Source organism: Herbaspirillum sp. VT-16-41, from assembly GCF_001994935.1.
In the GTDB taxonomy this organism is placed as follows: Bacteria; Pseudomonadota; Gammaproteobacteria; order Burkholderiales; family Burkholderiaceae_D; genus Herbaspirillum; species Herbaspirillum frisingense.
The window spans coordinates 137,103-159,910 of sequence record NZ_MUXB01000120.1; the positions used below are offsets into that span (position 1 = coordinate 137,103).

Genomic DNA, 22,808 nt, shown 5'->3' on the forward strand with positions numbered 1-22,808 from the left:
TGAAGCGACGACGATGACGGTGATGCAAAGAGGACAAGGGGATGGGCAACTGCGTCAAATTGACGCAGTTGCCGGACGATTCATCAGAATCAATGCTTCAGGTAACGCTCTGCCAGGGTTTCATACAGCGGCGGCGCAAAGACCTTGGAGACGGCTGACGCGATCAAGGCAGTCGCCATCAGCGAAATCACCAGTGCGTGGCCGTCGACCATTTCCATCACGATCACGAAGGCGGTGATCGGTGACTGCGTCACTGCCGCCAGGTAGCCGACCATGGCCAGCGCCACCAGCATGGGCAGCGAAGTCCCGCCGAAGAGCAGGTGCAGCAGGTTGCCGAAACCGGCGCCGATGGACAGCGAGGGCGCGAAAATCCCGCCCGGCAGGCCCGGCAGGTAAGAACCGATCATCGAGGCGAACTTCAGGAAGGGATAGAACACCGACAATCCCTGGCCATCATTGAGCAAGCCGTGCGCCTGCTCGTAGCCGCTGCCGAAGGTGGCGCCACCGGCCGCTACGCCGATGACGGCGACGACGAAACCGCAACCGGCAGCAAAGGCCACCGGACGTTCGGCACGCAGGGTCACGACGGGAGCAGGAATCCAGCGGGTGGGATTGAGGATCAGCCAGCAGAACAGGCCACCGGCCACGCCGGTCAGCACGGCCGTGACCACCACCGCCAGGATCAGCCGGCCGCTGGTCTCGCCGGGAAAGGCAATCGAACCGAAATAGGTGTAGTTGCCATTGATGGACAGCGCCACCAGGCCGGCGAAGATGATGGTGGTGATGACCACCCCGCTGGCGCGTTGTTCGAAGCTGCGCGAGAGTTCTTCGATGGCGAAGACGATCCCGGCCAACGGGGTATTGAACGCGGCAGCCAGACCGGCTGCCGCGCCGGCCAGGATCAGGCGGCGCTCCATGTGTTCGTATCCGGCTGGATACAGACGGCGCAGGTTGTACATGATGGCCGCGCCGATCTGCACCGTTGGGCCTTCCCGGCCGATGGTCATGCCACCGGCAATGGCCACCACCGAGAGCACGATCTTGCCGACCATGACACGAATGGAAAGTAGCGCATTGCCACGCTCGGCGGTTTCCCCGTGCAAGGTAGCGATGGCCTGGGGAATGCCGCTGCCTTCAGACCCGGGGAAGTAGCGCCGCGTGATCCAGACGCAGGCGGCACAGACGGCCGGCGTCAACAGCAACGGCAGCCAGGGCGAGCGATGTTCGATGCTGCGAAAGACACCGAAACCGATCTCGATAGTCTGCGCATACAGGACCGCCACCAGGCCGACGATGATGGCACCGCTCCAGAGAATGCCGTATTCGACCCACAGGCGACGCATGTGGCTTTTGGAAAGTTGGTAGAGGCTCAATTGGCGTTCCTGTTGTCGTTGTTGGTGGAGTGATGTGGCTTCCACGTGGGTACCGGAGTAGCAACCGGCCAGTCTTCGCAATGAAAAAAGCCCGCATGAGCGGGCTGGCAGGCTGGCAGTCGCTCGCCTCAGTCGGCGGCGTTGTACTGCTCTTTCTTCTGGATGAACTCGATCTTGTAGCCATCCGGGTCGGTGACGAAGGCGATCACGGTCTTGCCGTGCTTCATCGGGCCGGCTTCGCGGGTGACCGCGCCGCCCTTGGCCTTGACCGCGTCGCAGGCGGCATAGGCGTCATCGACCTCGATGGCGATATGACCGTAGGCGTTGCCCAGGTCGTAGGATTCGGTGTCCCAGTTATGGGTCAGTTCGAGCACGGTGTGATCACGTTCTTCGCCGTAACCGACGAAAGCCAGCGTGAACTTGCCGTCAGGGTAGTCATTCCTGCGCAGCAGCTTCATGCCCAGCACCTGGGTATAGAAATCGATGGAACGATCCAGATTTCCCACGCGCAGCATCGTATGCAACATTCTCACTTGGCGACTCCTTTTAATTCATGGCTAATGTGACGCAAGCCGACATTATCCCCGATTTGGGGGACTCGCGCCCAGGGCGGGCAGATGCGGGGCGGTCAGGCAGTCGGTGGCCAGCAGAGGGAGACGCAAAAAAACGGGCAATCCGTGGATTGCCCGTTTTTCCTCAAGATGGCTAGCGCCGTGGATGTCCTGGACCGTTAGCGGGTGACCAGTCCCGTGTCCTGCCTCAACGGCCGTAGTAGTAAGCGGAACGGTCGTCGTAGCGATAACGGTCGTCGTAACGATAGGTGCGCACTTCGGTACGCTCAACGTAACGCACCGGGCGCGGCGGCGGAGGTGCGTAATAACGCGGTTGCTCGTACACCACCTGCTGCGGCGGCTGGTAGTACACCGGCTGGGGGGCCTGGTAATAGACCTGCTGTGGCGGGGCCTGATAGACCGGTGCGGAATTGGCGTTGGCGATCAGCGATCCGATGGCGACGGCGCCGATGATACCGGCAGCGATGGCCGCTCCGTTGCCGCCCCGGTCATGCGCCATGGCGGGCGCGCTGACGACTGCAGCAGAAGCAAGAAGAGTGGTGGCGATCAATACCGATGCGATTTTTTTGCTGGCCATGATTGGCTCCTGTCAAAGTAGTCCGCGATCTGTCGCGGCACGATTCCAATATAAGACAGCTTCAGCTCAAATCCACCAAATATGAAACTTCGTTACAGTTCTTACGGATGGGCCAAGCGTCTGTAATAAAGTGCAACACGGCGCCATCCAGTGGCGCGAACCAGGGTGAATCAGGCCTGGCGGGCCGCCAGCAGGTTGGCCAATGCCACGAACTGTTGCACCGGCACGGCTTCCGGGCGGTCCTGGGGATCGACGCCGGCCTGGCGCAGTTCGTCTTCGCTGAACAGGCCCGCCACGCAGTTGCGGATGACCTTGCGACGTTGCGAGAAGGCCTTGGTCACCACCTGCTCCAGCGGGGCCTGCTGGCAGGGCATGGGCTGGGCCAGCGGGATCATGCGCACGATGGCGGAATCGACCTTGGGCGGCGGGTCGAAGGCGGTAGGAGGCACCACGAACAGCAGCTCCATGTGATACCGCCATTGCAGCATCACCGACAGGCGCCCGTAGGCCTTGCCACCCGGTTCGGCCACCATACGCTCGACCACTTCCTTTTGCAGCATGAAGTGCTGGTCCTGCACCTGCGGGGCGATCTCGGCCAGGTGGAACAGCAGCGGGCTGGAGATGTTGTAGGGGAGGTTGCCGACCACGCGCAGCTTGCGCCCTTCCGGTACCGGGATGCTGGCGAAATCGAACTTGAGCGCGTCGGCCGAATGCACGGTCAGGCGGGCGGCATCGAAGCGCTTCTTGAGGCGTTCCACCAGATCGCGATCCAGTTCCACCACGTGCAGGTGGCGCAGTTCCTCCAGCAGCAAGGCCGTCATCGCCGCCAGGCCGGGACCGATTTCAACCATGGCGTCATCGGCGGCGGGTGCGATGGAGCGGATGATGTCGTGCAGCACCAGGTCGTCGGTGAGGAAGTTCTGGCCGAAGCGCTTGCGCGGGATATGTTTCATGGTCTGCTCTTGTGTTTTGTTGCGGCGGGCCTCAGCGGCCCATGTTCTGTTGCCGGCGCGCCATGTCGGCGGCGGCGCGGATGGCCACCAGCATGCTGCCGTGGTCGGCGTGTCCCAGGCCAGCGGCGGCCAGGTCCAGGGCGGTGCCGTGATCGACCGAGGTGCGGATCAGGGGCAGTCCGAGCGTGATGTTGATGCCATGTCCGAAACTGGCGAACTTGAGCACTGGCAGGCCCTGGTCATGGTACATGGCCAGCACGCAATCGGCTTGCTCCAGGTACTTGGGCTGGAACAGGGTGTCTGCCGGATACGGGCCTCGGGCATCGATGCCGCGGGCACGGGCGGCCTCCAGCGCGGGCGTGATGACCTCGATTTCCTCTCGGCCCAGATAACCGTTTTCACCGGCATGCGGGTTGAGTCCGGTGACAAGAATGCGCGGGCTGGCGATGCCGAACTTGCCACGCAGGTCGGCCTGCAGGATATCCAGCGTACGCGCCAGGCTGGCGGCAGTAATGGCGGCCGGCACATCCTTCAAGGCCAGGTGCGTGGTGGCCAGGGCCACACGCAGATGGGGGGCATCGCCACCGGCCAGCATCATCACGACCTGCGGGGTGTGGGTGACCTCGGCCAGGTATTCGGTATGGCCGGTAAAGGCGACGCCGGCATCGTTGATGCTGCTTTTTTGCAGCGGGGCGGTGACGATGGCGGCGAAAGCGCCATCCAGTGCCCCCTGCACGGCCAGGTCCAGTGTCTGCAGCACGGCGCGGCCATTGCGCGCATCCAGTAGGCCCGGGCGCACCGGCTCGGCCACGGGGCAGTCAATGACGGTGAGGCAGTCCTGCGGGAAGTGCGGCAGGCCGCTGTTGCGCCAGGCCTGGATGGAGATGGCGGCCACGCGCATGGCCGGATCGATGTCATGGGCGGTCTGGGCCAGCAGCGCGGCATCCCCCAACAGGATGCAACGCACCTGCGCGCGCAGCTCCCAGGCGGCACGCAGGGAAATCTCCGGACCGATGCCGGCCGGTTCGCCGCAGGTCAGGGCAAGAATGGGTCGGTTCATGGCGTCTTCAGGACTCACGATAGCGGGCTTCAAAAATGCAAGAGCCGGCAACGGGGCCGGCCTCTTGCGCGGGTGGGAGGGCACAAAGGCGCCCTCTTATCCTCTTGTCACTGCACTTACTCGTCGTTGCGGTACTCGACGTAGGCGCGGTCGCGGATCTGGCGCATCCAGTCCTCGGTGGCTTCCTCGATCTTGCGATCGCGGATGGCCTGGCGCGCAGCCTGGCGGGTGCGTTCCTTGGAAGCGTCATCGGTCTTGCGCTCGACCACCTGGATCAGGTGGTAACCGAACGGGGTCTCGATGGGCTGGCTGACTTCGCCCGGCTTCAACTGGTCCATGGCGCGTTCGAACTCGGGGACGGTGTCACCGGGGTAGATCCAGCCCAGGTCACCGCCCTTGGAGGCGGACAGATCATTGGAGTACAGCTTGGCCAGTTCCTCGAAAGAGGCGCCGTGGTCCAGGCGTTCCTTGAGTTCGGTCAGCTTGCGCTTGGCTTCGGCGGCGGTGACCACCTGGTTGACCTTGATCAGGATGTGGCGCACATGGGTCTGCTGCACAGCCGGGGCAGCGGCCTGGGTACCACCGGCGTCGCGGCGGCCGACCAGCTTGAGGATGTGGAAGCCATTGCCGCTCTTGAGCAGGCCGCTGACCTGGCCATCCTGCAGCTTGGCCACGCCGTCGAGGAACAGCTGCGGCAGGCGATCGGTGGGACGCCAGCCGAGATCGCCGCCGGTGAGGGCGTCGGCAGAGTCGGAATACGCGGCCGCGGTCTTGGCGAAATCAGCACCGGTCTTCAGTTGACGCAGGACATCCTCGGCGCGTTCACGACGAGCGGCCAGTTGTTCGGGGGATGCGTTTTCGGGCACGCGGATCAGGATCTGGGCGATGTCGAGTTCCTGGCGCTGGCCACCGGCATTGGCTTCGGCGGCGAGGTAGTTGTCGATCTCGGATTCTGTGACCACCACCTTGTTGTCGACCTCGCGCTCGCGCAGGCGCTGGCTGAGGATTTCACGGCGGATCTCTTCGCGGAAGCTGGCGTAGTTCATGCCCTCGGATTCCAGGCGGGCGCGGAATTCCGGCATCGACAGCTTGTTCTGTTCGGCAATGCGCTGCATGGCACGATCCAGCATGCTGTCGTCGACCACGATGCCGTTTTCCTTGGCCATCTGGGCCTGGGCCCGTTCGACGATCATGCGTTCGACCAGTTGACGCACCAGTTGCGCACGCGGCGGCAGCTGCACGTTCTGCGCAGCCATGCGCTTTTCCACGCTGGCCAGGCGTTCGGCCACTTCCTGGCGGGTGATGACTTCGTTATTCACCACCACCAGGATCGAATCCACCGGGCGCGGATCGACGCGGCCGCCGGTTGTGGTGGCCGGGGTGGCCACCGCTGCCGCAGGTGCTGCGGCCGGCACCGCCGGCTTGGCGGCAGCCGGCTTGGCGGCGGGCTTGGGCGCGGCCTTGGCCGGTGCGGCCTGCTGGGTGCTGGCCGCGGTCTCGGGCGGTGTCACGGGGATGATGGTGGTCGCGAACTGCGCATGCGCATTGCTGATCACGCCCAGCATGCACAGCAGCGCGGTCACTGTTTTGGTTGTTGCGAGGTGTGGTGTACGCATATTACGCATGGACTAATCGTTGGTTCGTAAAAGGTTAGAAGTTGTTGTTGCCGGTCATGGAGTCCGGCAGGTTCACGTTCTGGTAACCGGGCACGCTGCTCTTGATCGCCTCCATCGGGTTGGAACCGATCTTGGAGAAGCCGTTGAGTTCGAGCTGGATGAAGAAGCCCGTGGACGCCTTGGTAGAGGACGTCGGGATGCGCTGCGCGACCACCCGGAAGACCCAGCAATCGGCCTTGTATTCGAAGCCGGCCAGGCCTTCGGCCACGGTGCGGTCGGGGATGGAGTAGTTCATGCGGCCCACGGCGTAGATACGCTGGGTCAGGGGCCATTGACCGGAGATGTCCACCTGCTTGAGCGGGTCGAGCACGCCGGTGTAGGGATTGATATAGGTACGGTCGAGACGGTATTGCAGGTTCAGCACGCGCTTGGGGGCGGGCTGCCAGCGGATGCCGAAGGTCGAACGCACCATCTGGCGCAGGGTTTCGCTGTACTGCACCGTGTTGTCGGTGGAGAATTCGCGCGTGATCTGGCCACCCAGTGCCAGCAGCAGGTCGGACTTGCTGCCCAGGTTCGTGGTCGTGGTGCCGCTGATGCCGACCTTGGGGTCGGTGAAGTAATAGCGTTGACCGACTGCGGCGCGCAGGCGCTCCAGGCCGTTCTCCTCGATCAGGCGGGTAGTCACGGCCGCGGTCAGCTGGTTGGCATCGCTGATGCGGTCATGGCCGACGAAGCGGTTCTCGGTGAAGATCTGGGCAAAGTTGAAGTCCGCCAGGCCGGAATCGAAGACCGGGAATTGTGACTGATCGCGATAGGGCGTACGTACGTAGAACAGGCGCGGTTCCAATGTTTGCGTCATGCTGCGGCCGAGCAGGTTGGATTCACGCTCGAAGATCATGCCCGAGTCCAGCGACAGGGTCGGCAAGGTACGCGAGAAGGTCGTCGGCTGCCCAACTGAAGTGTTGTTCAGGCTGTATTGCGTGGCATCCAGGATCACCTTGGGCGTGATGAAGTAGCCGGGACGGATGATCGGATACGACACGGTCTGCGTCACATAGCTGCGATCGCCCCCGACCAGGTCGCCGCTGCTGAAACGGGTGAATTCGGCGACCGTATTGAAATCGAACCCGCCGACGTCGTAGCGAGTGCCGGTGAAAGTCAGCTGCGGTACGCGGTCATAGGGTTTGCCGATCGGAGCATTGACGTCCTGCAGCAATTGATATTTCGATACCAATGCCGAGACATTCCAGTATGTGCTGCTGTAGCTGAGGCTGACATTACGCGGCAACAGGCGCTGCGTGCTACCAGTGATGGAATGCGCGAAATCGGATGGGTAGTCGTTGTCGGAAGCCTTGTTCAGGTTCCACGCCAGCTGCAGGCCGGGGGCCAGGGTCTGGTTATGGATCGAGGACAGCGAATAACGCCCCGTGCCTGTAACCCGGTCCTGGATGCCCTCGACATAGGTGACACCGTTGTAGCTATCGCCCATGTAACGGGTTTCGGCCCCCATTTGCAGGCCGCGACGGGCGATGTACTTCGGCACCAGCGTCAGATCGTAGTTCGGCGCCAGGTTGAAATAATAAGGAACTGCCAGTTCGGCGCCCCCATTGCTGGTGATCCCGATGGTGGGCGGCAATACTCCCGACTTGCGTTCTCCCGACAATGGGAAAGACATCCACGGCGCCCCCAGGATAGGCACATCCTTGAAATACACCACACCGCCGTGCATGGTGCCTTCGTTCAGACCGCTGTCCAGGTCCATGGTATTGGCGCGCAGATACCAATCCGGATCAGGCGCCTCGCAGGTGCTGTAGGTCCCCTGGGTTACCTTGGCCTGATCGTCGGAGATGAAATCGATGCGTTCGGCGTTGCCGCGTCCGCCGTTCTTGCCCAGCAGATAAGTCGGCTTGGTCACGTAGCCCGCGCCGGTACCCATGTTCATCTCGGCATAGTCGCCGGTGTACTGGTCCTGCAGGCGCTGCATCCAGACGTGCCCGGTCGCTTCGACCTCGTCCTGGATGATGCGGTATTCGGCCTTGTCGGACTTGATGGTGGTGCTGCCCTTGACCAGTTCGACGTCGCGATCGAGGTTGACCTGGCGATCCGGACGGCCGGTCATCTGCTCGGCACTGACATTGACCGGAGCATCCTGGTCCTGCGCCGGGGTGGGTGCTGGCGAGGCCGTGGGCAGGCTCATCTGCGCGTGCACGGAAAGCGGCAACAGGGCCGAGGCCGAAGCCACCACCATTGCCGAAGAAAACAGACGCGCCAGCCGCCAGTTGACAGTACGTTCAGTTAAAGACTTGGAAAACCGGATCATGAAAAGAGAGGCTAGATACCGTGCAGGCGGATTTTTTGGGGTTAATCCCTTATTATATGGGAACTCAACCACGTCCAACGATTTCCTCAGATAGTTCATGTCTTCACCTGGTTCCAACCCCGATTCCCGCCTGTCCGAACTGCAAGCCTGGCTGGCTACCCTGGCCGCCACTCCCGTGCTGCCCTCTTCCCTGCGCCCGGCCTCGGCCGACGCCAGTTTCCGCCGATATTTCCGCGTGGATACAGCGGACGGTGGCACGGCCATCGTCATGGATGCCCCGCCGCCGCAGGAAGACGTGCGCCCCTTCGTCAAGGTCGCCAGTCTCTTCGGCGAAACCGGCGTGACCGTGCCCAAGGTGTTGGCACAGGATGCGGAACGCGGTTTCCTGCTGCTTTCGGACCTGGGTTCGACCACCTACCTGTCGCAACTGTCGGCCGATAGCGCGCACGCACTATACATGGACGCGATCGAGGCCCTGGTACTTTTACAAGCGCAAAGCAAGCCCGAAGCCCTGCCAGAGTATGACCGGCCGCTGCTGCTGCGCGAGCTGGAACTGTTCCGCGAGTGGTATATCGGCAAGCACCTGGGCGTGACGCTCACCGACGAGCAGAATGCGGTGCTGGACAAGACCTTCGACGCCATCCTGGCCAACAACCTGGCGCAAGCGCAGGTCTATGTGCATCGGGACTACCATTCGCGCAACCTGATGGTGATGCCCAAGGGCAATCCGGGCATCCTCGATTTCCAGGATGCGGTCTATGGCCCCATCACCTATGACCTGGTTTCGCTGCTGCGCGATGCCTACATCCAGTGGGACGAGGAAATGGTGCTGGACTGGGCCATCCGTTACTGGGAAAAGGCGCGCCGCGCCGGCCTGCCAGTGACACCCGACATCGACAGTTTCTACCGTGACTTCGAGTGGATGGGCCTGCAGCGCCATCTGAAGGTACTCGGCATCTTCGCCCGTCTGTGGCATCGCGATGGCAAGGATGGCTACCTGAAGGACATCCCGCTGGTGATGGAATACACCCTCAAGACCGCGCGCCGCTACGTGGCCTTCACCCCGCTGGTGCGCCTGATCGAAAAGCTGGAACAGGAACACGCACCCAAGTTCGGCTACACCTTCTGAGGCGCCGACCATGAAAGCCATGATCTTCGCCGCCGGACGCGGCGAGCGTATGCGTCCGCTGACCGATACCTGCCCCAAGCCGCTGTTGAAGGTCCGCGGCCGGCCGTTGATCGTCTGGCAGATCCTGTCGCTGGTGCGCGCCGGCATCACCGAGATCGTCATCAACCATGCCCATCTGGGGCAGATGATCGAAGACACCCTGGGTGACGGCAGCCGCTACGGTGCGCAATTGCGCTACTCGGCCGAAGGCACGGCGCTGGAAACCGCAGGCGGCATCGCCCAGGCGCGCCACCTGCTGGGCGAGGAGCCTTTCATTGCAGTATCCGGCGACATCTGGTGCCCGCACTTCGATTACTCCGAACTGCTGAGCGTGCTGGAAGACGAAGACCCGTGGGGCAATCCGCTGCCGGAAGACAAACGCGACATGGCCTGGCTGTATCTGGTCAAGAATCCGCCCTTCCATCCCGCAGGCGACTTCGCACTGAACAATTTTGCCCTCTCCAATGACGGTGAACCCAAGCTGACCTTCGCCAACATTGGCGTGTACCGCCCGCAGATGTTCGATGGCATCACCCCTGGCGAGCATGCCAAACTTGGCCCGCTGCTGCGCGAGTATGCGGCGCAAGGCCGTATCGGTGGTGACGTCTATCGCGGCGTGTGGCACAACGTCGGTACCATCGAACAACTGGAAGCACTGAACCAGCCGCCCCAAGGAAACCCGCCATGAGCTTCGACGCCACTCCCTTCGCCGCCCGCCGGGCGCGTCTGATCGCCAGCCTGCAACAAGCCGGAGGGGGCGTGGCCATCATCCCGACCGCACCCGAGGTGATGCGCAACCGCGATGCCGACTATCCGTATCGCCATGACAGCTATTTCTACTACCTGACCGGCTTCACCGAACCTGAGGCGGTGCTGGTGCTGGTCGCCGGCAAGGAAAACCGTAGCATCCTGTTCTGCCGCGACAAGAACCTGGAACGCGAGATCTGGGATGGCTACCGTCACGGCCCGCAAGCCGCACAGCAGCTGTTCGCCCTGGACGCCGCCCATCCCATCGAGGAACTGGACAAGAGCATGCCGGCCCTGCTGGCCGACGCCCGCGCGGTCTACTTTGCACTGGGCCAGGACGAGAAGCGCGATGCGCAATTGCAGCGCTGGCTGCAAGGCGTGCGTGCACTGGCGCGCAGCGGCGTGTCGGCGCCGGGTGCCGTGGTCGATGTGAACGTGCTGCTGGACGACATGCGCCTGTTCAAGGACGCCTTCGAGATCGACCTCATGAAGCGCGCCGGCGTCATTTCCGCAGAGGCACATTGCCGCGCCATGCGCATCTGCCGCCCCGGTCTGCGTGAATACCACCTGGAAGCCGAGCTGCTGCACGAATTCCGTCGCAACGGTTCGCAATATCCGGCCTACGGCTCCATCGTCGCCACCGGTGCCAACAGTTGCGTGCTGCACTATCGCGCCGGCGACGCCGAGATCAAGGACGGCGATCTGGTACTCATCGACGCCGGCTGCGAACTGGACAGCTACGCCTCCGACATCACCCGCACCTTCCCGGCCAACGGCCGCTTCAGTGGTCCGCAAAAGGCACTGTATGAAATCGTGCTGGCCGCGCAGGCGGCCGCCATCGCCGAAACCGCACCGGGCAAGCGTTTCATGGACGGACATGATGCCGCCGTGCGCGTACTGGCGCAGGGCATGCTGGACACCGGCCTGCTGGACAAGAGCAAGGTCGGCTCGCTGGAGGACGTCATCGAAAAGGGCGACTATCGTCAGTTCTACATGCACCGCACCGGCCACTGGCTGGGTATGGATGTGCATGACGTGGGCGACTATCGCGATCCGGCCACCGCCGACGGCAGCAAACCCTGGCGTACGCTACAGGCGGGCATGGTGCTGACCATCGAACCTGGCATCTATGTGCGTCCGGGTGAAGGCGTGCCGGAACAGTTCTGGAACATCGGCATCCGCATCGAGGATGACGCCCATGTCACCCCCGCCGGCTGCGAGCTGCTGACCACCGGCGTCCCCACCCGGGTTGACGACATCGAAGCCCTGATGCGCCAGGGCTGACCGGTGGGCATCGGGATCACCGCTGCCCGCCCCCAGGACTCCACGGCATGCGCCGGATCAAGCCCGGGCGACGTGGCTCCGCTACAATGACGCCTTCCCGAATCTTTCATCCAAGGCATCGTCCGGCATCATGCAATCCGTCGATTTCGATCTGATCATCTGTGGTGGCGGCCCGGTCGGCCAGAGCGTGGCCGGTCTGCTGGCACGTCGCCAGCGACCCGCGGCGCGCATCGCCGTGATCGACATGAAGACGCCCGAGCAGGCCGCCGCCGACCCACGCACCATCGCGCTTTCCTATGGCAGCCGCCAGATCCTGGAAGAACTGGGCGCCTGGGACGACATCGGCCGCAGCGCCACCGCCATCGAACAGATCCACGTCTCGCGCCGCGGCCATTTCGGCCGCACATTACTGGACCGCAAGGACTACGACCTGCCAGCGCTGGGCTATGTGGCCCGCTACGGGGAAGTCAACCGGGCGCTGGCGACCGCCATCGCGCCATTGGGATTGACGCTGATGCGACCGGCCGAGGCGCAGGACATCAGCGAAGAGGACGACCACGTTGCCGTCACCCTCAAGGACGGCCAGGTGCTGCGCGCTGCACTGGTGATCCAGGCCGAGGGCGGCGTCTTCGGTGAGCAGCAGCAAAAGACCCTGCAGCGTGACTACCAGCAACTGGGCGTGATCGCCCATGTGCATGCCGACCAGCCCGTCGCGCACCGCGCCTTCGAGCGCTTCACCGATGAAGGCCCGCTGGCGCTGCTGCCGCAGGACGATGGCTATGCCCTGGTCTGGTGTGTCCGTCCGGCCACCGGCGAACAGCTGCTGGCGCTGGACGACACCGCCTTCCTGGCCGCCCTGCAGCGTACCTTCGGCGAGCGGCTCGGGCGCTTCACCCGCATCAGCCCGCGCCACGCCTTCCCGCTGGGCCTGAACGCCTGCCCCGGCCAGGGCCGGCGTGTCGTGGCCATCGGCAATGCCGCGCAGACGCTGCATCCCGTCGCCGGCCAGGGCCTGAACCTGGGCCTGCGCGACGCCCGTGTACTGGCCGATGTGCTGGCCCGTGACCTCACGCCGCAAGCGCTGCAGGCCTTCGACCGCCAACGTGACCAGGACCGGGGCCTGACCATCCGCCTGACCGACCTGATGGCGCGCATCTTCGCTGGCTCACCCCAGGGCTCGCCGCTGCAGGCCGCGCTGGGCCTGTCGCTGGGGGCCATCGACCTGCTGCCCGGTGCGCGCGCCCTGCTGGCCGGGCAGATGATGTTCGGCCGTCGCTGATGTGAATAAAGCTGCATGTGCGCGGTACCAGTCCGTCGCGCATGCGGTCAGGAAATGCGACAATGCTGACTCGCGGCGCCAGCCGCCCCACCTAGCAGACACGCATTTGCCATGAAACAAGACCCGCGCTTCAAGAACCTCTTCATCCTCGACCATCCGCTGATCCAGCACAAGCTGTCGCACATGCGCGACAAGCGCACCTCAACGCGTACCTTCCGTGATCTGCTGCGTGAAATCACGCTACTGATGGGTTATGAAATCACGCGTGACCTGCCGCTGACCACCGAGACCATCGAGACCCCGCTGGTCACCTACGAGGCGCCGGTGATCGCCGGCAAGAAGCTGGCCGTGGTGCCGGTGCTGCGCGCTGGCGTGGGCATGAGCGATGGCCTGCTGGAACTGATTCCTTCAGCCCGCGTGGGCCACATCGGCGTCTACCGTGACGAGAACCACCTGCCGGTGGAATACCTTGTGCGCCTGCCTGACCTGCAGGACCGCATCATGATCCTGTGCGACCCCATGGTGGCCACCGGCAACTCCGCCGTCTATGCCGTCGATGCGCTGAAGAAGCGCGGCGTGCCGGCTTCGCACATCGTCTTCGTGGCACTGGTCGCCGCCCCGGAAGGCGTGCAGGTCTTCGCCGATGCGCACCCAGACGTGAAGCTCTATGTCGCCTCGCTGGATTCTCACCTGGACGAGGACGCCTACATCGTGCCGGGCCTGGGTGATGCAGGGGACCGCATCTTCGGCACCAAGTGAGCATAAAAACGGCCCGCGCTGCAGTTCGTGCAAACGCGGGCCGATTCATCTGAACGGCCGCATGCTGCGGCCGCTCTTGCTTCGCTAGATTACTTGACGGCAGCGCCGCTGGCTGGTGCGGAGGTGCTGGCGGTCACCGGAGCCGATGCCTGGGCCGGCTGCAATGGTGTTGCAGCCACCGCCTTGTTCTGTTCAGTGCTGACCTTCTTGTCGACCACAGCCGACTCGCCCATCTTCACCGGCAACTGACTGGGGTAATCATATCCATTGCCACGAGAGTGGTCGACGATGGCGCCAATGCCACCGCCGAAGATGATGTTGCCCCACATTGAACCGGCAGCCCGCGATATTGCCTTGAGCAAACCGTCGGGAGTTTCGTTACGCTTGCAGACCACGTCCAGGTCTTCGTTGGATTTGCGAACCTGCACGTTGGCCGGAGAGGTCGCGGTCCAAGAGCCTTTGTCGTTGCTGAGGATGCAGGCGGCTTCCACCGGCTTGTCCTGGTAGACGGTCGTTACCGACACGGTTTGTGTATCGCTTTGCGTAATGGTTGAGCAGCCGGAAACCAACACGACGCAGAGCGTCGTGAACGTCATTCTCATCATGGATTTTCCCCTTGGATTTTTGATCTATTCAGTCTTGCCGTACTGCCGGGCCGGAACGGTGATCGGCGGCATGCGCCCCTGAAATTGAGCATGCTAATACGGCTTGCAAATTGTACAAGATGTACTTTAGTGCAAGCCGTCGGAAGATCAAAAAATTCGCGGGGAGGTTTATGCCATCGATCAGTCCACCGCCTTGACCATATCCTCGATGACCTTCTTGGCATCGCCAAAGACCATCATGGTCTTGTCCATGTAGAACAGTTCGTTGTCCAGCCCGGCATAACCGGCGGCCATGGAGCGCTTGTTCACGATCACGGTCTTGGCCTTGTAGGCCTCCAGGATGGGCATGCCGGCGATCGGCGACTTCGGGTCCTTGGCGGCCGGGTTGACCACGTCGTTGGCGCCCAGCACCAGTACCACATCGGCCTGGGAAAATTCGCTGTTGATGTCTTCCATCTCGAAGACCTGGTCGTAGGGCACTTCGGCCTCAGCCAGCAGCACGTTCATGTGACCGGGCATGCGACCGGCCACCGGGTGGATCGCATACTTCACGGTCACGCCGTTGTGGGTGAGCTTTTCGGTCAATTCCTTCAGGGCATGCTGGGCGCGTGCCACCGCCAGGCCGTAGCCGGGCACGATGATGACGGTCTCGGCATTGCCCATCAGGAAGGCCGCATCATCGGCCGAACCGGACTTGACGTTGCGCTGCTGCTGCGCGCCGCCACCGGCGGCGGCGGCCTCACCGCCAAAGCCGCCCAGGATCACGTTGAAGAAGGAGCGGTTCATCGCCTTGCACATGATGTAGGACAGGATTGCGCCGGACGAGCCGACCAGCGAACCGGCGATGATGAGCATGGAATTGTTCAGCGAAAAGCCGATGCCGGCTGCCGCCCAGCCGGAATAGCTGTTGAGCATCGAGACCACCACCGGCATGTCGGCGCCGCCGATGGGGATGATGATCAGCACGCCGAGGGCGAAGGCAATCGCCGCCATGATGATGAAGGGCAGCCAGTTCTGCGTGAGGACGAAGATGATGCCGAAGCCGATCATCGCCACCGCCAGCAGCAGGTTCAGGAAGTGCTGGCCGGAGAAATTGACCGGGGCGCCCTGGAACAGGCGGAACTTGTATTTGCCCGAGAGCTTGCCGAAAGCGATCACCGAGCCGGAGAAGGTGATGGCGCCGACGAAGGTACCGATGAAGAGCTCCACACGGTTGCCCACCGGGATGGCTTGCCCATGGCCGGAAATACCCAGCGCCCAGGGTTCGGCCACGGCCGCCACCGCAATGCAGACCGCCGCCAGGCCGATCAGCGAGTGCATCGCGGCCACCAGTTCGGGCATCTTGGTCATTTCGACGCTGCGCGCCAGGTAGGCGCCGATGCCGCCGCCCACGATCACGCCGGCCGCCACCAGCAGGTAGCCGATGTCACCGGAGGCATTGCCGCCTTCGCCCTTGAGCTTCACGATCAGGGCCAGGGTGGTCAGTACCGCGATGAGCATGCCGGCGATACCGAAGCTGTTGCCGCGTCGTGCCGTGGCCGGGTGCGACAGGCCTTTGAGCGCCTGGATGAAGCAGATCGATGCGATCAGGTACAACAGGGTCACCACATTCATGCTCATGCTTGTTCTCCCGACTTGGCCTTGGGCTCTTTCTTCTTGAACATTTCCAGCATGCGCTGGGTCACCATGAAGCCGCCGAACACGTTGACCGCCGCCAGCGCCACGGCCAGCGTACCGGCAATGCGGCCCACCGTGCCTTCGGTCAGGCCTGCGGCCAGCATGGCGCCGATGATGATGATGGCCGAGATGGCATTGGTCACCGCCATGAGCGGTGTGTGCAAGGCGGGAGTGACGGTCCAGACCACGTGGTAGCCGACATAGATGGCCAGCACGAAGATGATCAGGTTGATGATGGTGTGGCTGACTTCCATGTTGTTCCTCCTTGTGGCACGACCGGCCGAGGCGGCTGGCCGTGCGGATTATTGGTGAGGGGTCAGATCGCTTTGAGGCTGGTGATGCGGTTCTTGTCGTCCACGAAGACGACCTTGGGCTTGTAGGTGGCGACTTCTTCATCGCTCATCGGCGCATAGGTGCAGATGATCAGCAGGTCACCCAGATGCGCCAGGCGGGCAGCTGCGCCATTGAGCGAAATCTCGCCGCTGCCGCGCTTGCCACGAATGGCATAAGTGGAGAAGCGCTCGCCGTTGTTGACGTTGTAGAGCTCGATCTTCTCGAACTCGCGGATGTCGGCCGCTTCCAGCAGGTCTTCGTCGATTCCGCAGGAGCCTTCGTAGTTCAGGTCACACTGGGTGACCGAGGCGCGATGGATCTTCGCGCGCAGCATGATGCGTTGCATGTACTTCTTCCTTCTTTGTTTCCGTGGGTGATGATTTGCGGCTAAAGGGCCGGGATTGCCCGGGTTTTCCGCCGCCCCGGGCCGGCAGATTCATTTGCGCAGGATTTCGCCGCCCTGGCAGAGCAGTGTGGCCGCAACGATGTCGTCTTCCCGGTTGATGACCAGCTTGCCCTCGGCGTCGATGATCAGCTTCAGGAAGTCCAGCACGTTGCGGGCATACAGGGCCGAGGCATCGGCCGCCACCAGGGCCGCCAGGTTGCCTTCGCCGATGATGTGCACACCGTGCTTGACGACGGTCTTGCCGGGTTCCGACAAGGGGCAGTTGCCCCCCTGGTCGACCGCCATGTCCAGGATCACCGAACCGGGCTTCATGGCCTTGACGGTCTCTTCGCTGATGAGCACCGGTGCCTTGCGGCCGGGGATCAGGGCGGTCGTGATGATGATGTCAGCCTGTCTGGCGCGCTCATGCACCAGTTCTGCCTGGCGCTTCATCCAGTCCGGCGGCATGGGACGGGCATAGCCGCCCACGCCCTGGGCGATTTCCTTCTCTTCGTCGGTCAGGAAGGGAACATCCAGGAATTTGGCGCCGAGCGACTCGATCTGCTCCTTCACGGCCGGACGTACATCAGAAGCCTCGATCACCGCACCCAGGCGCTTGGCGGTGGCAATGGCCTGCAGGCCGGCCACGCCGGCGCCCATGATCAACATGCGGGCGGCCTTGACGGTGCCGGCGGCAGTCATGAGCATGGGCATGAAGCGCTGGTAGGTGTTGGCCGCCATCAGTACGGCCTTGTAGCCGGCGATGTTGGCCTGCGAAGACAGCACGTCCATGGATTGTGCCCGCGTGGTACGCGGCGCGGCCTCCAGGGCGAAGGCCGTGAGCCCGGCGGCTGCCATGGCGGCGATGTTGTCGGCATCGAAGGGGTTGAGCATGCCAACGATCACCGTGCCTGGCGTGATGCGGGCCCGCTCGCTCTGGCTGGGCGCCCGCACCTTGAGCAAGATTTCGGCGCTGTAGACCGCCTCGGCACTGCCGATGCTGGCGCCAACGGCGACATAGGCCTCGTCAGGAATGCTGGACTTGATCCCGGCCCCGGATTCGACCATCACCTCGTGCCTGGCGGCCACCAGTTTCTTGACGGTTTCGGGGGTGGCGGCGACACGGGTTTCTCCGTCCCGGCTTTCGGCGGGGATCGCTATCCTCATTCCTGGCTCCTTTTTTTGTGGATTCTTGCCCCAATCTTACACGACTGCCCTTGTCGGCCAAGTAATTTACCGATCCATGAGAACCGCCGCAGCCGCTTGTGTGGGGAGGGCTGGCGCTGAAGAGTCGGCCCCGACAGGGTAGAATGCCGGATTCACGAGGTCATCAATGTCTGAAGTCTGGAAACCCTCTGTCACCGTCGCCGCCGTCATCGAGCGCGACGGCCGCTTCCTGATGGTGGAAGAACATAGCGCCGGCGGGCTGCGCATCAACCAGCCGGCCGGGCACCTGGAACCGGGCGAGTCGCTCATCGCGGCCGCGGTGCGCGAGGCGCTGGAAGAATCGGCCCACGTGTTCAGCCCTACCGCTCTGGTCGGCACCTACCTGTCGCGCAACGTGTCGTCCTCCCGCGGCGGGATGTCGGTCACCTACCTGCGCTTCGCCTTTGCCGGGACGGTCGGCGATGCGCTCGACCGGCCACTGGATGAGGGCATCGTCCGTGCCGTCTGGATGACACGCGACGAACTGGCGGCCTGTGCCCAGCGCCACCGCAGCCCGCTGGTACTGCGCTGCGTGGACGACTACCTGCGCGGCCAGCGGGCACCGCTGGAGCTGGTGCATACCGATCCCAGCGCGATCGGGGACCTGCCGGATCATTGAGCGACAGCAGCGCTGCCTGTCGCATAGAACGGAAACAACATGAGCAAGAAAAGAGTAGTCATCGGCATGTCGGGCGGCGTGGATTCGTCGGTTTCGGCATGGCTGCTGAAGGAGCAGGGTTATGAAGTCATCGGCCTGTTCATGAAGAACTGGGAAGATGACGACGATTCGGAATATTGCTCCACCCGCGAAGACTGGATCGACGCGGTCAGCGTGGCCGATGTGGTCGGGGTGGACATCGAGGCGGTCAACTTCGCCTCCGAATACAAGGACCGCGTCTTCGCCGAATTCCTGCGCGAATACCAGGCGGGACGCACACCCAATCCGGACGTGCTGTGCAATGCCGAGATCAAGTTCAAGGCCTTCCTGGACCATGCCATGAAGCTGGGCGCCGATCTGATCGCCACCGGCCACTATGCGCGCGTACGCCAGGGTCCGCAGGGCGACTTTCAGCTGCTCAAGGCGATGGACGCCAGCAAGGACCAAAGCTACTTCCTGCATCGCCTGAACCAGGAGCAGCTCTCGCGCACCGTCTTCCCGCTGGGGGAGATCCACAAGACCGAAGTGCGCAAGATCGCCGAGCAACTGCAACTGCCCAATGCGAAGAAGAAGGATTCGACCGGTATCTGCTTCATCGGCGAGCGGCCCTTCCGCGAATTTCTCAACCGTTACCTTTCCTACAAGCCGGGGCCGATCAAGACCGCCGATGGCCAGACGGTGGGCGAGCATGTGGGCCTGTCGTTCTATACGCTGGGCCAGCGCAAGGGCATCGGCATCGGCGGCCTGAAGGCGCACCAGAATGCCGACGGCCATGGCGACGCCTGGTACGTGGCGCGCAAGGATGTGGACAACAACACCCTCTATATCGTGCAAGGCCATGACCACCCCTGGCTGCTCTCGCCCACGCTCTCGGCCGGCCAGGTCAGCTGGGTCGCCGGTCACGCGCCGCAACTGCCGGCGCTGTCGGCCAAGACGCGCTATCGCCAGGCTGACGTCCCCTGTGGCTTCATCGACGCTGGTGCCAGCTTCTCGCTGGCCTTCGACAATGCCCAGTGGGCCGTCACGCCGGGGCAATCCGCAGTGTTGTACGACGGCGACGTCTGCCTGGGTGGCGGCATCATCGAAACTGGCGCATTGCCCGACTAGATATTCCTGTAGATCAACATTCTGACGCCCCGACGGTGATTTCACCTCGGGGTGTTTTCTTTTGGGCAACATCTCGGCGATGGGTGGCCTTGAACTGTCAGCCTGATGGCTCCAGATGATAAAAATTATCAATCACACCGATAAAAGGGCTTGCAATCCGGCCGCAAATGGCAAATAATCTAAATAAGAATTGTTCGCATTTAATAGGAGGTGATTGTAATGAGCCAACTGAACGACAACAGCATGGAACGTCGCAACAAGCCGGGCACGACCGCCAACGGAACTCCGATCACCCGCATCAAGAGCACGGACCTGTTCCGTCAGATGCGCGAACTGGAGATCGATCATGGCGGTCGCATCTACAAGCTGCGACTGACGCAATTGAACAAGCTGATCCTGACGGCCTGATCCGGTCGTCTTCAGGAGAAGGTGGATAAACAGGCCAGCCAGCGTCGTTCGTCATGACGCGTCGCCAGCCAAGCTAGCCCAGCGAGGAGAGTTTGATGGTTACCGAGAACATGACGTCCGCATTTGTGGAACCCAACAACGCACCGGCCCAACCTGAACTTCTGGTGTCCGCCGTGTTGCATCTGATGTCGCACTACACCGCCAACAACAGCCAGGAAACGCAAAGCTGCGTGAAGCTGGCCTCGGTGATCGAAAGACACCTGAAAGCGCTGGCGGAATTGCCCAACCTGGCGCCGGTACTGCGGGCGACCTGCCAGCAGTTGTCGGAACAATGGGCGCATGTGGTGGAACGGACGATGCCGCCGCCGGAAAAATTCAATTTCTTCTCGCGCATGGTTGCAGGAGCGAGATCTGCATAGAGCCTGATGAAGCAGGCAGCAAGGCGTACAATGATCGTATGTGTTTGTAACAACATCTCCGAAGGCAAGATCCATCAGGCGGTCGATGCAGGCATGACGTCCATGGCCGAGTTGCGCAAGCAGCTCGGCGTGGGTACTTGCTGCGGCAAGTGCCATTCCTGCGCCAAGAATGTCCTGCGCGAGTGTCTCAGCAATACCCGACAAACACAGCAGGGCGCCCGTCCGGTGGTATTCCATCCCGCCTTCGCGGCCGCCTGAACAAGATCAATGAACGCCATTTCACCGTCTCTCATGAGTGTCAGCCCACCCAGCGCCCTGTTGCGCCAGGCACGCAAGATCGGCCCGCTGGGCCTGATCATCCTGTTGCACATCGCTTTCTTCTGGGCGCTGCAAAGCGGCCTGGTCAAGCAGGCCGTCAATGCCGTCCCCAAGGAAGTCATCGCCACTTTCATCGTGCCGGAAAAGGCCCCTGAACCGGCACCTCCCAAGGCCGAGCCGGCCCCGCCCAAGCAGGTGAAGATCGTCAAGAAGGTGGTCGCGCCGCCCAAGCCGATCCCGGTGACGGAAACGCCAACCCCGACCAGCATCACCGCACCACCGCAACCGCCGCAGCCGGCCACGCCTGCGCCTCAGGCAGCCTCCGAGCCGACCCCGGCACCGGCCGCACCACCGGGTCCGGTCCTGCCCAAGCAGATCACATCCGGCATCGAATACATCGAGAAACCGAATCCGAGCTACCCCAGCGTCTCGCGCCGCATGGGTGAAGAAGGCGTGGTCGAGTTCCGCGTCACCGTCAACACCAGCGGCCGCGCGGAAAAGGTGGAGATCACCAAGTCCTCAGGCTATTCCCGCCTGGACGATGCAGCGCGTACGGCCATCATGCGTGCCGTGTTCAAGCCCTACATCGAGAATGGCAAGGCCATCACCGTCAGCACGGTCGGCAGCCTGGCTTTCCGCCTGAACTGAGACCGCTGAGTCCGGACCACGCAGCACTGGACAGCATCGACAGCATTTTGCCGGGCCTGGCCCGGCATCGTATCCGTTTCATCATCCCATCATCTGATAGACACAAATAGAAGGAAATATCATGGAAGTTAGTCCCTACGGATTGGAAAGCCTCTGGGCGCAAGGCGATTTCGTGACCAAGGGCGTCGCCGTCCTGTTGCTGGCCATGTCGATCGCATCGTGGTACGTGATCATCACCAAGGCACTGCAGCTGCTGCGTTTCCGCAAGGCCTCGGCAGCCGCTGGCCACCAGTTCTGGGATACCACCAGCCTGCCTGAAGGCGTGGCCACCCTGGGTCAGGAAAATCCCTTCGCCGATGTCGCCCGCGCCGGTGTCACCGCGATGAGCCACCACACCGCCCACAAGGGCCACCTGCATGACCAGCTGTCGGTGAGCGACTGGGTCACCCTGTCACTGCGCCAGGCCATCGACGAAGCCTCCGGCAAGCTGCAGACCGGCATGGCCGTGCTGGCTTCGGTCGGTTCCACCGCACCGTTCGTGGGTCTGTTCGGTACCGTCTGGGGCATCTATCACGCGCTGGTGTCCATCGGCACCACCGGCCAGGCCAGCATCGACAAGGTCGCGGGCCCCGTGGGCGAAGCCCTGATCATGACCGCACTCGGCCTGGCAGTGGCCATTCCTGCCACCTTTGGCTACAACGCCCTGGTACGCGGCAACAAGACCACCATCGCCAAGCTCAACAAGTTCGGCTTCGACCTGCATGCCCTGTTCGTCACGGGCGCCCGCGCCGCCGATGAAGACGGCCAGCCCAATGGTGGCAAGGCCAAGCTGACCGCCGTCGGGAGGGCATGATGGCAATGGGTTCCCTGTCCGATTCGGACGACGACTTCAATCCGGAGATCAACACCACCCCGCTGGTGGACGTGATGCTGGTGCTGCTGATCATCTTCATCATCACCATCCCGGTGATGAACCACGCGGTCAAGATCGACCTGCCCAAGGCCAGCAGCCAGCCTGACCAGGTCAAGCCGGAAAGCATCAACCTGTCCATCGACGCGACCGGAAATGTCTTCTGGAACGAAGAAAAGATCGACAGCAGCGAGCTGGGGGCGCGCATTGCCGTGGCGGCCCAGAAGCAACCGCAGCCCGAACTGCACCTGCGCGCCGAACGCACCACCCAGTACGAAAAGGTGGCGCAGGTCATGGCGGCCGCGCAATCGGGCGGTCTCACCAAGATCGGTTTCGTGACGGATCCCGAGAAGAAATAAGCCGCGAAACAAGCCGCGACGCGACCACCTGCCGGTCGTCCGATGTCCATCCCAAGGGATGGCCGAA

At 62.9% G+C, this 22,808-nt stretch carries 25 protein-coding genes; 13 read left to right on the forward strand and 12 right to left on the reverse strand.

The annotated features are described in order from the left end of the window. Positions 1-89: 89 nt before the first annotated feature. From BTM36_RS18130 to BTM36_RS18160, 7 genes are all read right to left on the reverse strand, one after another. Positions 90-1,343, reverse strand: coding sequence for a chloride channel protein (locus BTM36_RS18130; protein ID WP_254427035.1), 1,254 nt, complete (start codon positions 1,341-1,343; stop codon positions 90-92). A 158-nt stretch (positions 1,344-1,501) separates the two neighbouring features. After that, complete coding sequence (gene gloA / locus BTM36_RS18135) at positions 1,502-1,906, reverse strand: lactoylglutathione lyase (protein WP_006462860.1); 405 nt, start codon at positions 1,904-1,906, stop codon at positions 1,502-1,504. 226 nt (positions 1,907-2,132) lie between these two features. Next, positions 2,133-2,522: a hypothetical protein gene (locus BTM36_RS18140; protein ID WP_006462859.1), complete on the reverse strand. Its 390-nt coding sequence runs from the start codon at positions 2,520-2,522 to the stop codon at positions 2,133-2,135. 170 nt (positions 2,523-2,692) lie between these two features. Then, a complete protein-coding gene (rsmA, locus tag BTM36_RS18145) occupies positions 2,693-3,475 on the reverse strand; it encodes a 16S rRNA (adenine(1518)-N(6)/adenine(1519)-N(6))-dimethyltransferase RsmA (protein ID WP_077237380.1) in 783 nt (260 codons plus the stop codon). Positions 3,476-3,506: 31 nt separating this feature from the next. After that, positions 3,507-4,535: a 4-hydroxythreonine-4-phosphate dehydrogenase PdxA gene (gene pdxA / locus BTM36_RS18150; RefSeq protein ID WP_174616876.1), complete on the reverse strand. Its 1,029-nt coding sequence runs from the start codon at positions 4,533-4,535 to the stop codon at positions 3,507-3,509. Positions 4,536-4,651: 116 nt separating this feature from the next. Then, positions 4,652-6,160 (reverse strand): peptidylprolyl isomerase, encoded by a 1,509-nt coding sequence (locus BTM36_RS18155; RefSeq protein WP_077237382.1) that lies wholly within the window; start codon positions 6,158-6,160, stop codon positions 4,652-4,654. A 25-nt stretch (positions 6,161-6,185) separates the two neighbouring features. Next, the gene (locus tag BTM36_RS18160) at positions 6,186-8,471 is read right to left on the reverse strand and encodes an LPS-assembly protein LptD (RefSeq protein WP_077237383.1); all 2,286 of its coding nucleotides are present in this window, start codon (positions 8,469-8,471) and stop codon (positions 6,186-6,188) included. Between the two features lie 97 nt (positions 8,472-8,568). On the opposite strand from BTM36_RS18160, the gene BTM36_RS18165 reads away from it, so the two are divergent. The 5 genes from BTM36_RS18165 to upp all read left to right on the forward strand — a co-directional run bounded on the left by BTM36_RS18165 (position 8,569) and on the right by upp (position 13,708). Next, entirely contained in the window at positions 8,569-9,600 is a 1,032-nt protein-coding gene (locus BTM36_RS18165) for an aminoglycoside phosphotransferase family protein (RefSeq protein WP_077237384.1), read from the forward strand. A 10-nt stretch (positions 9,601-9,610) separates the two neighbouring features. Beyond that, positions 9,611-10,327, forward strand: a complete 717-nt coding sequence (murU, locus tag BTM36_RS18170; protein WP_077237385.1) for an N-acetylmuramate alpha-1-phosphate uridylyltransferase MurU — start codon at positions 9,611-9,613, stop codon at positions 10,325-10,327. Beyond that, complete coding sequence (locus BTM36_RS18175; protein ID WP_077237386.1) at positions 10,324-11,670, forward strand: aminopeptidase P N-terminal domain-containing protein; 1,347 nt, start codon at positions 10,324-10,326, stop codon at positions 11,668-11,670. The genes murU and BTM36_RS18175 overlap by 4 nt, the downstream gene beginning before the upstream one ends. 130 nt (positions 11,671-11,800) lie before the next feature. Beyond that, positions 11,801-12,949: an FAD-dependent monooxygenase gene (locus BTM36_RS18180; RefSeq protein WP_077237387.1), complete on the forward strand. Its 1,149-nt coding sequence runs from the start codon at positions 11,801-11,803 to the stop codon at positions 12,947-12,949. Positions 12,950-13,060: 111 nt separating this feature from the next. Continuing rightward, entirely contained in the window at positions 13,061-13,708 is a 648-nt protein-coding gene (gene upp, locus BTM36_RS18185; protein ID WP_006461705.1) for a uracil phosphoribosyltransferase, read from the forward strand. A gap of 89 nt (positions 13,709-13,797) precedes the next feature. On the opposite strand, the gene BTM36_RS18190 is transcribed toward upp, so the two are convergent. From BTM36_RS18190 to BTM36_RS18210, 5 genes are all read right to left on the reverse strand, one after another. Beyond that, positions 13,798-14,313, reverse strand: a complete 516-nt coding sequence (locus BTM36_RS18190) for a hypothetical protein (RefSeq protein WP_174616877.1) — start codon at positions 14,311-14,313, stop codon at positions 13,798-13,800. Between the two features lie 180 nt (positions 14,314-14,493). Then, on the reverse strand, positions 14,494-15,933 hold the full coding sequence (locus BTM36_RS18195) for an NAD(P)(+) transhydrogenase (Re/Si-specific) subunit beta (protein WP_077237388.1): 1,440 nt from the start codon (positions 15,931-15,933) through the stop codon (positions 14,494-14,496). After that, on the reverse strand, positions 15,930-16,244 hold the full coding sequence (locus tag BTM36_RS18200; protein ID WP_006461707.1) for an NAD(P) transhydrogenase subunit alpha: 315 nt from the start codon (positions 16,242-16,244) through the stop codon (positions 15,930-15,932). The genes BTM36_RS18195 and BTM36_RS18200 overlap by 4 nt, the downstream gene beginning before the upstream one ends. Before the next feature lie 62 nt (positions 16,245-16,306). After that, positions 16,307-16,669 carry an aspartate 1-decarboxylase gene (gene panD, locus BTM36_RS18205; RefSeq protein WP_006461708.1) on the reverse strand — a complete coding sequence of 121 codons (363 nt, stop codon included), beginning with the start codon at positions 16,667-16,669 and terminating at the stop codon, positions 16,307-16,309. A 90-nt stretch (positions 16,670-16,759) separates the two neighbouring features. Continuing rightward, the gene (locus BTM36_RS18210; protein ID WP_077237389.1) at positions 16,760-17,875 is read right to left on the reverse strand and encodes a Re/Si-specific NAD(P)(+) transhydrogenase subunit alpha; all 1,116 of its coding nucleotides are present in this window, start codon (positions 17,873-17,875) and stop codon (positions 16,760-16,762) included. Positions 17,876-18,041: 166 nt separating this feature from the next. Here BTM36_RS18210 and BTM36_RS18215 point away from each other — a divergent pair, with 166 nt between their 5' ends. The 8 genes from BTM36_RS18215 (at position 18,042) to BTM36_RS18250 (ending at position 22,741) form a co-directional block, all read left to right on the forward strand. Continuing rightward, on the forward strand, positions 18,042-18,533 hold the full coding sequence (locus BTM36_RS18215; protein WP_077237390.1) for an NUDIX hydrolase: 492 nt from the start codon (positions 18,042-18,044) through the stop codon (positions 18,531-18,533). A 39-nt stretch (positions 18,534-18,572) separates the two neighbouring features. Next, entirely contained in the window at positions 18,573-19,679 is a 1,107-nt protein-coding gene (gene mnmA, locus BTM36_RS18220) for a tRNA 2-thiouridine(34) synthase MnmA (protein ID WP_077237391.1), read from the forward strand. 219 nt (positions 19,680-19,898) lie between these two features. Beyond that, positions 19,899-20,087 (forward strand): hemin uptake protein HemP, encoded by a 189-nt coding sequence (gene hemP / locus BTM36_RS18225; protein WP_006461712.1) that lies wholly within the window; start codon positions 19,899-19,901, stop codon positions 20,085-20,087. 95 nt (positions 20,088-20,182) lie between these two features. Beyond that, positions 20,183-20,506: a hypothetical protein gene (locus tag BTM36_RS18230; protein WP_006461713.1), complete on the forward strand. Its 324-nt coding sequence runs from the start codon at positions 20,183-20,185 to the stop codon at positions 20,504-20,506. Between the two features lie 30 nt (positions 20,507-20,536). After that, positions 20,537-20,764, forward strand: coding sequence for a bacterioferritin-associated ferredoxin (locus BTM36_RS18235; RefSeq protein WP_006461714.1), 228 nt, complete (start codon positions 20,537-20,539; stop codon positions 20,762-20,764). 9 nt (positions 20,765-20,773) lie between these two features. Continuing rightward, positions 20,774-21,472 (forward strand): energy transducer TonB, encoded by a 699-nt coding sequence (locus tag BTM36_RS18240; protein ID WP_077237392.1) that lies wholly within the window; start codon positions 20,774-20,776, stop codon positions 21,470-21,472. 121 nt (positions 21,473-21,593) lie between these two features. Further along, positions 21,594-22,325, forward strand: coding sequence for a MotA/TolQ/ExbB proton channel family protein (locus BTM36_RS18245; protein ID WP_039874140.1), 732 nt, complete (start codon positions 21,594-21,596; stop codon positions 22,323-22,325). Beyond that, positions 22,325-22,741 (forward strand): biopolymer transporter ExbD, encoded by a 417-nt coding sequence (locus BTM36_RS18250; protein ID WP_077237473.1) that lies wholly within the window; start codon positions 22,325-22,327, stop codon positions 22,739-22,741. Before BTM36_RS18245 ends, BTM36_RS18250 begins: the two co-directional genes overlap by 1 nt. The last annotated feature ends 67 nt before the right edge of the window (positions 22,742-22,808 follow it).